Origin of the sequence: Stenotrophomonas daejeonensis, from assembly GCF_001431505.1 — a bacterium.
GTDB lineage: Bacteria > Pseudomonadota > Gammaproteobacteria > Xanthomonadales > Xanthomonadaceae > Stenotrophomonas > Stenotrophomonas daejeonensis.
Genome location: NZ_LDJP01000058.1, coordinates 1 through 12,816 on the forward strand (window position 1 = coordinate 1; position 12,816 = coordinate 12,816).

Genomic DNA, 12,816 nt, shown 5'->3' on the forward strand with positions numbered 1-12,816 from the left:
GCCGTGCGGCCTCGCCCCGCAGGGAGAGGGGCTTGCAAAAACGTGGCACTACACCGTGAAACTGCTGCCGCAGCCGCAGGTGGTGCGCGCGTTGGGGTTGCGGATCACGAACTGGGCGCCGGTCAGGCTCTCGCTGTAATCGACCTCGGCGCCCATCAGGTACTGCAGGCTCAGCGGGTCCACCAGCAGGGTCACGCCCTCGGTGACGACGGCCAGGTCGTCGTCGGCGCGGTTTTCGTCGAACTCGAACCCGTACTGGAAGCCCGAGCAGCCGCCGCCCTGGATGTAGACGCGCAGGGCGAGGGCGTCGTTGCCCTCGTCACGGATCAGTTCGTGCACCTTGGCCGCCGCCGCCACGGTGAAGTTCAGCGGGCGGTCGAGGGACTGGTAGTCGGGCGCGGCCGGGGTGCCGGGCAGGGAGACGAGCGTGCTCATGCGCTCAGCATGGGGACGGGACCGCCGCGATTCAAGCCTCTCCGGACGCCGCTGCCACCGCCTGCGGCGCCGGCAGCGCGGCCATCGTGCCCGCGTGCAGCAGGCGGCCGTTGAGCTGCGCGCCGGCGCTCATTTCCACCACCTGGTAATGGACGTTGCCGTTGACCCGCGCGGTCGGCGCCAGTTCCACCCGTTCGTCGGCGTGCACGTCGCCGTCCAGGCTGCCGCTGACCACCACCACCGACGCGCGCACCTCGCCTTCGATATGGCCCTGCTCGGCCAGGGTCAGCGTTGCCCTGGCGCCGTCCTCGGCCACCACCTTGCCCTCGATGCGACCTTCCACGTACAACCCGCCGCTGAACATCACGTCGCCGCGGATCACCACCTGCGGCCCGATCAGCGCGTCCACCACCATCTGGCTGTCGCGGCTGGACTTGTTTCCGAACATGCTTACTCCCCTCTGCCGTTGCCGGCGAGTTTCCAATCGAATGTCTGGTTGGCGCTCCCCCCCGGGCCAGCCAACGAGATTCGCACACGTTGCGGTGTGAAATCCTTGGGCAGCATCACGCTGCCATCCAGTTGCTGGAAATAGCGGAAGGAATAGTCCTGCCCCGGCACCGCGCTGCGCTGGTGCAGTTCGTCCCAGTTCACCGTGACCAGCTTGCCGTCCCGGACCCCCTCCACGGCGAAGCGCATCTGCCCCTGGCTGATCGCGCCGCGGTTCAGGTTCTGGGTGAGCACCACGCTGTAGTGCCAGCTGCCGGCGGTTTCGGCGGCGAACTCGATCGAATGCGCATTCAGCCCCTTGCGCTGGCTGGTGGCACCCACCAGCCGTTCGTAGAACGCCACGTCCGCGCGCAGCCCGGCGATTTCCTCCTCGCGCTCGGCCAGCGAGGCCTGCACCTCGGTGGTGGCGGCGCGGCTGATCTTGTCGGAAGCCTCCAGCGTGGCCTGCCGCTGCCGCAGTTCCTCGATCTGCCCGAGCTGCAGCTGCGCCTGCTGCTCGCTCTGGCGCAGGCGCTCGCGCAGGTTGCCGGCGTCGGGCGAGGCATGGCGCGAGGCCAGCCAACCCACCAGCAGCAGCGACAACAGCCACGACACGGCGATGGCCCACGACAGCCCACGCGAGTATCGCGGCGCGCCGCGCGGGGTGATCTGGAAACGCGAGGGACGGTTGTTCATGACAGTGGCGGCGGCAGCCCGCGGGCGCCGCCTGCGCTCCGGCTGAAACGGTCGGGCAGTGTAAACGACCCCGGCGCCCGCCACCCCGCCGGCAAGGCTGGCAATCGCCCCGGCCATCGCCGATAGTTGCCAGCCTGTCCCCGGTTTCCACTGGCGCCGTCCATGACCGAAGCCCACGTGTTCGTCATCGGCATCCTGCTGGCCTGGCTGGCCGGCATCCGCGTGTACCTGACCGTGTTCGGCGTCGGCCTGGCCGGCCTGCTGGGCTGGGTCGATCTGCCTCCGGCGCTGCAAGCCACGCAGTCATGGTGGGTGCTGGGTACCTCCGGCGCGCTGGCGCTGGTCGAATTCTTCGCCGACAAGATCCCCGGCGTGGATTCGATCTGGGACCTGCTGCAGACGCTGGCAAGGGTCCCGGCCGGCGCATTCCTGGCCGCGGCCACGCTGTCGCCCGATGGCGAGCTGAGCACCGGCGTGCTGGTCGCCGGCGCCGGCGTGGCGCTGGCCAGCCACGGGTTGAAGGCCGGCACCCGCGCCCTGCTGAACACCTCGCCGGAACCGGCCAGCAACTGGATGGCGTCGGTCGCCGAGGACAGCGTGGTCATCGGCGGGCTGGCACTGGCACTGGCGCACCCGTGGCTGGCGCTGGCGTTCGTGCTCGGCACCAGCCTGTTCGGCGCGCTGGCGGTGTGGCTGGCCTGGCGCATGCTCTGGCGCGGCCTCAAGCGCCTGTTCGCGCCGGCCGATAGCCACGGCGACGCATCGCGGCATTCGCTGCCACCGGCACCTTGACCGCATAATCCACGGCTCACGGGGAGTACCGATGGCACGCAGCGACACACCCAACCTTTCCGCCCGCCCGGTCCGCGCGGAAGTCCCGCCGGTCAACTACTGGCAACGCTGGAGCGTGGCGAGCGCCAAGCCGGCCGAGGTCGTGCGCGCCCAGCTCACCGAGGCGGCCGCCGGCGCGGCCACGCCCACCGTGCAGGCGCCCGGCCTGCAGGCCGCCAACGAGGCGCCGTACCGGGTGCTGATCGTCGAGGACGACCGCTCGCAGGCGCTGTTCGCGCAAAGCGTGCTGCACGGCGCCGGCATGCAGGCGATCATGCAGATGGAGGCCGAGGGCGTGCAGCAGGCCATCGACACCCACCGCCCGGACCTGATCCTGATGGACCTGCACATGCCCGGGCTGGACGGCATGCGCCTGACCACGCTGATCCGCCAGCAACCGGAGCAGCAACTGCTGCCGATCGTGTTCCTGACCGGCGACGTCGACCCCGAGCGCCAGTTCGAAGTGCTCGACAGCGGCGCCGACGACTTCCTGACCAAGCCGATCCGCCCGCGCCACCTGGTCGCGGCCGTGTCCAACCGCATCCGCCGCGCGCGCCAGCAGGGCCAGGGCGGCACCGGCGCCGGCCCGGCGATGAACAATCCCGAGACCGGCCTGCCCACCCGCCACAACCTGATGCTGCAACTGGATGCCGCGCTGGCCGGCAAGGAAAGCGGCGGGCTGATGTTCATCGAGATCGCCAGCGCCCTGGGCCTGCGCGAACGCTACGGCTACGCCGCCTTCGAACGGCTGATGGTGCAGGCCGGCCGGCGCCTGGGCGAGGCCGCGCGGCCGCACCCGCTGGCGCGGCTGAGCGACAACAGCTTCCTGCTGCTGGCGCGCAACATCGACGAGAACACCGTCGAGGCGCTGGCGCGCGCGCTGCGCGAATCGCTGTCGGCGCACCCGTTCCTGGTGCGCGAGGAGGAATCGGTGCACCTGCGCTGCGCCATCGGCCACGCCCACCTGTCGCAGGGCTTCGCCGACGCCGGCACCGCCGTGGAAGCGGTGGAACGCACCGCCCTGCAGGCGCGCCTGCTCCCCGACGGCATTGCCGCGCACCAGAGCGCCGCCGACGCTGCCGCGCAGGAACACCTGGCGCTGCTCGACGGCCACCTCGAACTGGCCTACCAACCCATCGTCGCCGTCTCCGGCAGCGACACCGCGCAGTACCAGGTGCTGCTGCGCATGCGCCGCAGCGACGGCGCCCTGCTCTCGGCCGGGCAGGTGATCCCCGCCGCCGAGGCCGCCGGGCGCATCGCCGACCTCGACCAGCAGGTGCTGGAACACGCGCTGGGCCTGCTGCACCGCTACCAGTTCGCCACCCCGCCGATGCGCCTGTTCGTCTCGCAGTCGCTGCGCACGCTGGCGCGCGAGGCCTTCGCCGACTGGCTGCTCAAGGCCATCGCCGAGCGCGGCATTTCCGGCAGCGCGCTGGTGATCGACGTGCGCCTGGCCGACGCCTTGGTCCACGCGGTGACGCTGCAGCAGTTCTGCGACCGCCTGATGCAGGCCGGCGTGCAGTTCTGCCTGAGCCAGTTCGAACCCGGCGCCGAAGCCAACGCGCTGCTCACCCAGCTGCCGCTGAGCTTCGTGCGCATGGCCGGCCGCTACGCCGGCAGCCATGCCGACCAGAAGCTGCGCGACGAGCTGCGTGGTGTCATCGATGCCGCGCACCGCGCCAACCTGCAGGTCGTCGGCCAGCAGATCGAAGACCCGCAGGCCGCCGCCGCGATGTGGATGGGCGGCGTCGATTTCATCCAGGGCAACGTGGTGCAGTCGGTCGGCAGCGAACTGGACTTCGACTTCCAGAACGCGGTGCTGTGAACACCCCGGCAGGCGGCCGCTGGGCGCTGGGCGCCACGCTGCTTGCAGTCGCGGCCGCGGCCCTGCCGTGGTTGCCGGGCCCGGCGCAGCCGCCACTGGCGGCGGCCGCCGCCATCGGTGCCGCCCTGTGCGCCCTGCTGTCGCTGCGGGCCGCCCGCGGCCAGGCCCGCGCGGCCGACGAGCAGGCACGCCGCGCGCGCGACGCCGAACGCGAACTGCAGCGCCTGCGCCAGGAGCAGCAACGCCACAACCAGCTCGAACAGCAGCTGTTGCAGGCCAAGCAGGACGCCGAGGCGGCGATGCTGGCCAAGGGCGAGTTCCTGGCCACGATGAGCCACGAAATCCGCACCCCGCTCAACGGCATCATCCCGATGCTGGAGATGGTCGCGCAGGGGCCGCTGGCCACCGAACAGCGGCAGATGCTCGACACCGCCAGCGAGAGCGCGCACGCCCTGTTCCGCATCGTCGACGACATCCTCGACTACTCCAAGCTCGAAGCGCAGCGGCTGGAGCTGGAAATCACCACCTTCAACCTGCGCGAGCTGCTCGACTCGATGCTGCAGCTGATGCGGCGCTCGGCCGAGCACAAGGGGCTGGGCATCACCCTGCAGTTGGACCCGGCGGTGCGGCTGGCGGTACGCGGCGACCCGGTGCGGTTGCGGCAGGTATTGAGCAACCTGCTGGTCAACGCCATCAAGTTCACCGAGCACGGCGGCGTCCAGGTCCACGTCCGCCGCCTCGGCGAGACACCGGTGCAGCACCGGCTGCGCTTCGAGGTGCGCGACACCGGCATCGGCATCGACAGCGCGCGGCAGGAGCGCCTGTTCAACGCCTTCACCCAGGCCGACGCCTCCACCACCCGCCTGTACGGCGGCACCGGCCTCGGGCTGGCCATCTGCAAGCGCATCATCGACCTGATGAACGGCAGCATCGGCCTGTCCTCCGTGCCCGGCCAGGGCTCGACGTTCTGGTTCGAGATCCCGCTACTGAAGGTGGTCGGCGACCTGCGCCAGCCCGGCCAGGCCCACGGCCAGCGGCCGCTGCTGCTGGTCACCCGCGAACCGCGGCTGCGCCAGCGCCTGCAGTTGCTGTTGCCGAACTGGGGCTTCCAGCCACGGGCGGTGGAGACGGTGCAGGAGGCGCTGGACCTGCTGCGCGACGGCGCGACGCGCTGGCACGGCGTCATCGGCGACCTGGAATCCCTGCCCCACGGCGCCACCGCACTGCAACGCGCGATCCAGCGCGACAACAACCGCGACGGCGTGCAACTGGTCTGGCTGCATGGCGAGGGCCCCGTACCGGTCGAACTGTACGCAGGCGCCACCGTCCTGCCCCGGCAATGCCCCGACGACGAACTGCGCGCGGCGTTGGCGAGCACCGCGTCCAGCGCGCCCGCCGTCGCAGAGCCACCCACCGAACCGGCAACCAACTGGTCGCCCACCGGCATCCGCGTGCTGCTGGTCGAGGACAACCCGGTCAACCTGCTGGTCGCGCAGAAGCTGCTGGCCGCAATCGGTTGCCAGTCCGACGCCGCCGCCAACGGCGAGCTGGCGCTGGAAAAAATGCGCGGCAACGCCTACGCGGCAGTGCTGATGGACTGCCAGATGCCGGTACTGGACGGCTACGGCGCCACCCGCCGCTGGCGCGAACACGAGGCCGCCACCGGCGCCCCGCGCCTGCCCATCATCGCCATGACCGCCAACGCGATGGCCGGCGACCGCCAGCGCTGCCTGGACGCCGGCATGGACGACTACCTGTCCAAGCCCATCGTCCGCGACAACCTGCAGGCTTGCCTGCAACGCTGGTGCCAGGGCAGTGCCACGCCGCCACCGGCCAGCGTCGTGCCGGCCCCCGCGCCGATACCGGTACAGGCAGCAGCGCCAGCCCCGACCGAGGAGAACGCGAACGCGCAGGCCGCGGCTCCACCGATCCTGGACCGCGAAATACTCGACGAACTGCGCGAGATCGCCGGCAACGAAACGGCCACCATCATCGACGTGTTCCTGGACGACAGCACGCCGTTGGTGCGCAGGCTCCAGGAGGCTGCCGTCGCGCCGGACCTGGAGCAGTTGCGCGAACTGGCGCACAGCCTCAAGTCGGCCAGCGCCAACGTCGGCGCGCTGGCCCTGTCGGCCGCGGCGCGGCGCGTGGAACTGGCCGCGCGCACCGGCGTGCTCGACCGCCCGGCGGTGATGGTGGCGCTGATCATCGCCGAGTTCGCCCGCGCCCGGCTGGCGCTGGTCGGCTACCAGGCCCAGATGCGCGCCGGGGCCGGCGCGCGCGGCTGAATCAGTCTTCCAGCTTGGTCAGCAGGTAATTCGGCTCGCCGATGCGCTCGATCAGGTCCAGCTGCGTCTCCAGCCAGTCGATGTGTTCCTCTTCCGAATCGAGGATCTTTACGAACAGCTCGCGGCTGACGTAGTCACCGATGCTCTCGGCGTAGGCCACCGCGTCGCGCAGCAGCTTCACCCCGTCGCTTTCCAGTGCCAGGTCGCAGCGCAGGATCTCGGTCGGGTTCTCGCCGATGCGCAGCTTGCCCAGCGCCTGGAAATTCGGCAGCCCTTCGAGGAAAAGGATGCGGTCGGACAGCATGTCCGCATGCTTCATCTCGTCGATCGACTCCTTGTACTCGTGCTCGGCCAGTTCCTTCAGCCCCCAGTTCTTCAGCATCTTGGCGTGCAGGAAGTACTGGTTGATCGAGGTCAGCTCGTTGTAGAGCGCCTTGTTGAGGAATTCGATGACCTTGGCGTCGCCTTTCATGGGTTGCTCCCGCACACGTTGAACGCGCGCACTGTAGCGCCATGCAGCGGACGATGAAGTAACGCGAATCGTGCTCATTGACCTTGCCGCATGCGGCAGTGACGCACGCGCGGCACCGACTACGACGGGACGGAGAACGGGTGCGGGAAACGCCGGGATGGCCCGGCCGCTCAGGCGGCCTTGCCCAGCTCCAGCATCGGCAGCGGCAAGCCGTGCGTGGCGCGCGCCTTGGCCAGCAGCTCAGCCGCCATGTCCAGGCAGGAACCACAGGTCGAGCCGCAACCGGTACGCATGGTCAACTCGGCCACCGTGCTGCAGCCGTTGTCGGCGGCTTCGCGGATCTGGTGGTCGGTCACTCCGTTGCAGATGCAGACGTACACGGCGGGCGTCGGGGGCAGGCAGGCCAAGAGCGGCCTGCCGGCATTTCATCGAAAACGAGAATGGTTGTCAATAATCTTCCTGAATCATTCTCGTCAAACCCCGGCTCAGCTACCGGCGGGGCCTTCCCCCTGCACCTTCTTCGGCCAGTACCCACGCGCACGCGAACGCTTGCGTGGCCGCTCGTGGCCGGCGGCATGGCCGGGCATCCAGGCCTCCTGCGCGCTCTGCGGCATCGCCGTGACCTCGCTGCCCGCCACCCCGCGCGCCAATGGCGCCAGGTGCCGCAACGCCCGCGCGTAGACACCGCGCTTGAACATCACCACGTGCTCGACCGGGTACCAGAAATCCACCCAGCGCCAGTGGTCGAATTCGGGTGAATCGGTATGGTCCAGGCTCACGTGCGTCTCGTCGCCGGTCAGGCGCAGCAGGAACCAGACCTGCTTCTGGCCGATGCACACCTGCCGCTCGTTGCGGCGGATGGCGCGGCTGGGCAGGCGGTAACGCAGCCAGCCGGGCGTTGCCCCCAGCACTTCCACATGCTCGGGCAACAGGCCGGTTTCTTCCTGCAATTCGCGATACATGGCCTCGACCGGGGTCTCGTCGGAATTCATCCCGCCCTGCGGAAACTGCCAGCCGTCCCTGCGCACTCGCCGTGCCCAGAACACCTGCCCGTCTTCCCGCATCAGCACGATGCCGACGTTCGGTCGATAGCCGTCCGGATCGATCACGATGCGGACTCCTGAAGTTCTACTGTCCGGACTCTGCCATGGCCATCGCCGCGCCACAAGCTCGGAAGAAAACTGTTGACAGGCATCCCCGCCATGCGCAAAATTGCGGGCTCCCTCAGGGCTATGTAGCTCAGCCGGTTAGAGCACAGCACTCATAATGCTGGGGTCGGTGGTTCGAGTCCACCCATAGCCACCACGGATGCCGGCATTGGCATCCCCTCGCAGGGAATGCGATAATCATCGCTCACATTGCCCCGTCGCCAAGCGGTAAGGCACCTGACTCTGACTCAGGCATTCGGTGGTTCGAATCCATCCGGGGCAGCCAAACACGAAAGGCCCGATCGAAAGATCGGGCCTTTTTCTTTGCCTTCCGTCGCCCTACCCAACCCTCTCGGAAAAGCCACATCGCGACTGGCGCCGCCCCTACGGCTTGCTTCCGTGAGCCACGGCCCGAACGACAAAAGCCCGGCCGAAGCCGGGCTTTTGCTTTTCCAACCAGCGGGACCCCGAAGGATCCCGGCCAAACGCGATGGATCAGCGCTTGGAGAACTGGGTGGCGCGGCGGGCCTTGTGCAGGCCGACCTTCTTGCGCTCGACTTCGCGGGCGTCGCGGGTCATGAAGCCGGCCTTGCGCAGCTCGGACTTCAGGCCTTCGTCGTACTCGACCAGCGCGCGGGCGATGCCCAGGCGGATCGCACCGGCCTGGCCGGTGGTGCCACCGCCGGCGGCGGTGACGACGACGTCGAAGCTTTCGGTGTTCTTGGTCAGCTCCAGCGGCTGGCGCACGATCATGCGCGCGGTCTCACGGCCGAAGAACTCGTCCAGCGGACGGCCATTGACGGTGATGTTGCCGGTGCCCTTGCGCAGGAACACGCGGGCGGTGGAGGACTTGCGGCGGCCAGTGCCGTAGTTTTGCGTGATAGCCATGATCAGATATCCAGGACTTGCGGCTGCTGGGCGGCGTGCGGATGTTCGGCGCCGGCGTAAACCTTGAGCTTGCGGTACATCTGGCGACCCAGCGGACCCTTCGGCAGCATGCCCTTCACGGCGATCTCGATCACGCGCTCCGGGTGGCGCTCCAGCGCCTGGGCCAGGGTTTCGGTCTTCAGGTTGCCGATGTAGCCGGTGAAGCGGTGGTACTGCTTGTCCTGCAGCTTCTTGCCGGTGACGGCAATCTTTTCTGCATTGATGACAACCAGGTAGTCGCCGGTATCGACGTGCGGGGTGTAGACGGGCTTGTGCTTGCCACGCAGGCGGCGGGCCAGCTCGGTGGCCAGACGGCCCAGGGTCTTGCCCGAGGCGTCGACGAGATACCAGTCGCGTTGGACGGTCTCGTTCTTTGCGGTGAAAGTGCTCATGAAAGAACTCAGGTTAGGTCGGGCTCATTGCGGCGCTGCACTGCCGGAACTCTGCCACGCGTTGTGAAGGTGGAACGCAAGAGGCGGGATTGTACCGGCCGCGCCACCTCCGCGCAACCGAAGGCCCCGCCGGCCTTGGCAGCCCCCATGCCAGCGGCGAGAATCCCGGGGACGCCCTTCCCGCCGGATGCCATGACCATCACCCGCGCCCACACGCCACTGGACCACCTGCTGACCGAAGCGCAACGCGCCCTGGACACCGTGTTCGGCAATCCCCCGGCCATGCGCCCGAACCCGGCCGGCAACACCCCGGAAATCACGCTGGAAACGCACGAGCGGCGGCACGCGGCCGGGCTGATGCGCATCAACCACGTCGGCGAGGTCTGCGCGCAGGGGCTGTATTTCGGCCAGGCCGCGGTCGCGCGCGACCCCGCCACCCGCGCGCACCTGCTGGAAGCGGCGCAGGAGGAAACCGACCACCTGAGCTGGTGCGCCGACCGCCTGCGCGAACTGGACAGCCGCCCCAGCCTGTTCAACCCGCTGTGGTACGCGGGCAGCTACGCCATCGGCACGCTGGCCGGGCTGCGCGGCGATGGCTGGAACCTGGGCTTCGTGGTCGAGACCGAGCGCCAGGTCGAGGCACACCTGGACGAGCATCTGGAAACCCTGCCGCCGGCCGACCAGCGCAGCCGCGCGATCCTGCGGGTCATGAAGGCCGACGAGGCGCGCCACGCCGAGCATGCCGAACATGCCGGCGCCCGCGTGCTGCCGCAGCCGATCCCGACGGTGATGGCGCTGGCCTCCAAGGCGATGAAGACCGTCGCCTACCGGCTCTGATGCGGCCCACTCGAAACCGCATCCTCGACCGTAGCTGCGGGGCTTGCCCCGCAGGGGGCCTTGCCGCGAGAACCCGTGCCGGGCAAGCCCGGCACCTACGAGGCACGTCGCAACCGACTCACCGCTCCACTTCAGCCTGACGCCAGCTTCAAGCCGATCACGCCGGCCACGATCAGCGCCACGCAGGCCAGCCGCGCCGGCGAGGCGCTGTCGTTGAACAGGACGATGCCCAGCACCGCCACGCCCATCGCGCCGATGCCGGTCCAGATGGCGTAGGCGGTGCCGATCGGGATCTGCTTCATCGCCTGCGTCAGCAGCCACAGGCTGATGCCGGCGGCCACCACGGTGCCGACGCTCGGCCACAAACGGGTGAAGCCTTCGCTGTATTTCAGGCCCAGCGCGAAGCCGATCTCGAACAGGCCGGCCAGCAGCAGGTAAACCCAGGGCATCCGATACCTCCTTTCCTCAACCCCGCGCCGGATGCACGGCCGGTCGCGGGCAATCGCAAAAAGAAACGGCCCGATGCTTTCGCACCGGGCCGCCGTCGGCTGTGGTCCATGCCTTGCGGCATGGGGCGGGCCGTCCCGCCGTGTTTCAGTGGTGCAAGCCTAAGCGCCCGCACACGAACCGCATGTAACCGTCACTCGGCCAGGTTGCGGCCGTGGAACAGCTCCTCGATCTCGCGGCGCAGCAGCGCCTCGATCTTCATGCGCTCCTTGAACGAGAGGTTCTTGGCCTTCTCCTCGAACAGGTACTGGTCCAGGTCGAAGTCCTTCAGGTGCATCTTGGTGTGGAAGATGTTTTCCTGGTAGACGTTGACGTCGAACATCTCGTAGCGCGACTTGATGTTCTTGGCCAGGAAGTTCTGGATCGAGTTGATCTTGTGGTCGATGAAGTGCTTCTTGCCCTTCACGTCGCGGGTGAAGCCGCGCACGCGGTAGTCCATGACCACGATGTCCGACTCCAGGCTCTCGATCAGGTAGTTCAGCGCCTTCAGCGGCGAAATGACGCCGCAGGTGGCCACGTCGATGTCGGCGCGGAACGTGGCGATGCCTTCCTGCGGGTGCGTCTCCGGATAGGTATGGACGGTGATGTGGCTCTTGTCCATGTGCGCGACCACCGCATCGGAGATCAGCTCCTTGCCGGCGGCCTTCTTGTCGATCACCGGTTCCTCGGAGATCAGGATGGTCACCGACGCGCCCTGCGGGTCGTAGTCCTGGCGGGCGACGTTGAGGATGTTGGCGCCGATGATCTCGGCCACATCGGTGAGGATCTGCGTGAGACGATCGGCGTTGTATTCCTCGTCGATGTACTCGATGTAACGCTGGCGCTCCTCTTCGGTTCGCGCATAGCAGACGTCATAGATGTTGAAGCTCAGCGCCTTGGTGAGGTTGTTGAAACCCTGCAACCTCAGGCGAGGCAACGGCTTGACCACGGCGGTCGATCCTGTAAATGGCGGGAAAGGGTCAATTATGGGGCAAACCGCCCCCCGGCGAAACGGCGGCCCCGCCCAGCCGGATTGCCCGGTGCGGACGGCCCCGTTAAGCTTGCTCGTTCGAGCTGAGTTCAGCCTTTTGTGAACAACTTCATGAATCCGGGAATCGCCAACACCGCTTCAGGCATGCGTCTTGCCTCCAGCCCGCTGACGCTGGACATCGCCACCATCGACCGGTTCCTCGCCCACAGCCACCGCCGGCGCTACCCGACGCGCACCGATGTGTTCCGTCCCGGCGACGCGGCCGGCACCATGTATTACGTGATCAGCGGCTCGGTGAGCATCATCGCCGAGGAAGAGGAAGACCGCGAGCTGGTGCTGGGCTATTTCGGCACGGGCGAGTTCGTCGGCGAAATGGGCCTGTTCATCGAGTCGGACAAGCGCGAGGTCATCCTGCGCACCCGCACCCCGTGCGAACTGGCAGAGATCAGCTACGAGCGCCTGCACCAGCTGTTCCTCGGGCCGTTGTCCGGCGATGCGCCGCGGCTGCTGTACGCGATCGGCTCGCAGATTTCCCGGCGCCTGCTGCATACCAGCCGCAAGGCCAGCCGGCTGGCGTTCCTGGACGTGACCGACCGCATCGTGCGCACCCTGCACGATCTGGCCAAGGAGCCGGAATCGATGAGCCATCCGCAGGGCACCCAGTTGCGCGTGTCGCGGCAGGAAATCGCCCGCCTGGTCGGCTGCTCGCGCGAAATGGCCGGGCGCGTGCTGAAGAAACTGCAGGCCGATGGCCTGCTGCACGCGCGCGGCAAGACCATCGTCCTGTACGGGACGCGCTGAAAGCGCGCATACGCGCTTTCAGCGCCAAAGTTTGCGCAGCAAACTTCGGGCCCCGGCTTCTCAACCTCCAATTCCCCTGCGCCTGTCGACGCCCCCCCTTTACCAAAGGGGGGCTGCTTCAACCGATACATGGCTTCGCAAGCCTCAAGGCAACGCCATCGCCTTGCCAGCTTCCTTGACGCACCCGCCCCCACCCAGCAG

At 68.2% G+C, this 12,816-nt stretch carries 15 protein-coding genes and 2 tRNA genes; 7 read left to right on the plus strand and 10 right to left on the minus strand.

Translation table 11 applies throughout. The features are described 5' to 3' along the window. Window positions 1-48: 48 nt before the first annotated feature. The 3 genes from erpA to ABB34_RS09895 are packed head-to-tail and all read right to left on the minus strand — an operon-like array spanning window position 49 to window position 1,617. Window positions 49-435: an iron-sulfur cluster insertion protein ErpA gene (erpA, locus tag ABB34_RS09885; RefSeq protein ID WP_057641160.1), complete on the minus strand. Its 387-nt coding sequence runs from the start codon at window positions 433-435 to the stop codon at window positions 49-51. A gap of 31 nt (window positions 436-466) precedes the next feature. Then, entirely contained in the window at window positions 467-883 is a 417-nt protein-coding gene (locus ABB34_RS09890; protein WP_057641161.1) for a bactofilin family protein, read from the minus strand. Between the two features lie 2 nt (window positions 884-885). Beyond that, a complete protein-coding gene (locus ABB34_RS09895) occupies window positions 886-1,617 on the minus strand; it encodes a DUF6776 family protein (protein ID WP_057641162.1) in 732 nt (243 codons plus the stop codon). Between the two features lie 162 nt (window positions 1,618-1,779). Between ABB34_RS09895 and ABB34_RS09900 the strand changes: the two genes are divergently transcribed. The 3 genes from ABB34_RS09900 to ABB34_RS09910 are packed head-to-tail and all read left to right on the plus strand — an operon-like array spanning window position 1,780 to window position 6,561. After that, on the plus strand, window positions 1,780-2,409 hold the full coding sequence (locus ABB34_RS09900) for a DUF4126 domain-containing protein (protein WP_057641163.1): 630 nt from the start codon (window positions 1,780-1,782) through the stop codon (window positions 2,407-2,409). Between the two features lie 31 nt (window positions 2,410-2,440). Further along, window positions 2,441-4,273, plus strand: coding sequence for an EAL domain-containing protein (locus ABB34_RS09905; protein WP_057641164.1), 1,833 nt, complete (start codon window positions 2,441-2,443; stop codon window positions 4,271-4,273). Beyond that, window positions 4,270-6,561 (plus strand): hybrid sensor histidine kinase/response regulator, encoded by a 2,292-nt coding sequence (locus ABB34_RS09910; RefSeq protein ID WP_057641165.1) that lies wholly within the window; start codon window positions 4,270-4,272, stop codon window positions 6,559-6,561. Before ABB34_RS09905 ends, ABB34_RS09910 begins: the two co-directional genes overlap by 4 nt. Window position 6,562: 1 nt before the next feature. Here ABB34_RS09910 and bfr read toward each other — a convergent pair whose 3' ends face one another. The 3 genes from bfr to ABB34_RS09925 all read right to left on the minus strand — a co-directional run bounded on the left by bfr (window position 6,563) and on the right by ABB34_RS09925 (window position 8,142). Next, window positions 6,563-7,033 (minus strand): bacterioferritin, encoded by a 471-nt coding sequence (bfr, locus tag ABB34_RS09915; protein ID WP_057641166.1) that lies wholly within the window; start codon window positions 7,031-7,033, stop codon window positions 6,563-6,565. Window positions 7,034-7,203: 170 nt separating this feature from the next. Beyond that, the gene (locus ABB34_RS09920; protein WP_057641225.1) at window positions 7,204-7,413 is read right to left on the minus strand and encodes a (2Fe-2S)-binding protein; all 210 of its coding nucleotides are present in this window, start codon (window positions 7,411-7,413) and stop codon (window positions 7,204-7,206) included. Between the two features lie 105 nt (window positions 7,414-7,518). Beyond that, on the minus strand, window positions 7,519-8,142 hold the full coding sequence (locus ABB34_RS09925) for an RNA pyrophosphohydrolase (RefSeq protein ID WP_057641167.1): 624 nt from the start codon (window positions 8,140-8,142) through the stop codon (window positions 7,519-7,521). Window positions 8,143-8,261: 119 nt separating this feature from the next. On the opposite strand from ABB34_RS09925, the gene ABB34_RS09930 reads away from it, so the two are divergent. Next, window positions 8,262-8,338 (plus strand) — tRNA-Met (locus ABB34_RS09930). Window positions 8,339-8,392: 54 nt separating this feature from the next. Next, window positions 8,393-8,467, plus strand: a tRNA-Gln gene (locus ABB34_RS09935). 209 nt (window positions 8,468-8,676) lie between these two features. Here the strand turns inward: ABB34_RS09935 and rpsI are convergent. Together rpsI and rplM are read right to left on the minus strand one after the other, a co-directional pair. Continuing rightward, window positions 8,677-9,069 (minus strand): 30S ribosomal protein S9, encoded by a 393-nt coding sequence (gene rpsI / locus ABB34_RS09940; RefSeq protein ID WP_057641168.1) that lies wholly within the window; start codon window positions 9,067-9,069, stop codon window positions 8,677-8,679. A 2-nt stretch (window positions 9,070-9,071) separates the two neighbouring features. After that, complete coding sequence (gene rplM, locus ABB34_RS09945; RefSeq protein ID WP_057641169.1) at window positions 9,072-9,500, minus strand: 50S ribosomal protein L13; 429 nt, start codon at window positions 9,498-9,500, stop codon at window positions 9,072-9,074. A gap of 192 nt (window positions 9,501-9,692) precedes the next feature. On the opposite strand from rplM, the gene coq7 reads away from it, so the two are divergent. Continuing rightward, a complete protein-coding gene (gene coq7, locus ABB34_RS09950; protein WP_057641170.1) occupies window positions 9,693-10,337 on the plus strand; it encodes a 2-polyprenyl-3-methyl-6-methoxy-1,4-benzoquinone monooxygenase in 645 nt (214 codons plus the stop codon). Between the two features lie 131 nt (window positions 10,338-10,468). Here coq7 and sugE read toward each other — a convergent pair whose 3' ends face one another. Continuing rightward, window positions 10,469-10,786, minus strand: coding sequence for a quaternary ammonium compound efflux SMR transporter SugE (sugE, locus tag ABB34_RS09955; RefSeq protein WP_057641171.1), 318 nt, complete (start codon window positions 10,784-10,786; stop codon window positions 10,469-10,471). A gap of 191 nt (window positions 10,787-10,977) precedes the next feature. Then, on the minus strand, window positions 10,978-11,772 hold the full coding sequence (gene speD, locus ABB34_RS09960; RefSeq protein ID WP_057641172.1) for an adenosylmethionine decarboxylase: 795 nt from the start codon (window positions 11,770-11,772) through the stop codon (window positions 10,978-10,980). Between the two features lie 153 nt (window positions 11,773-11,925). Between speD and crp the strand changes: the two genes are divergently transcribed. Beyond that, window positions 11,926-12,615: a cAMP-activated global transcriptional regulator CRP gene (crp, locus tag ABB34_RS09965; RefSeq protein ID WP_057641226.1), complete on the plus strand. Its 690-nt coding sequence runs from the start codon at window positions 11,926-11,928 to the stop codon at window positions 12,613-12,615. The last annotated feature ends 201 nt before the right edge of the window (window positions 12,616-12,816 follow it).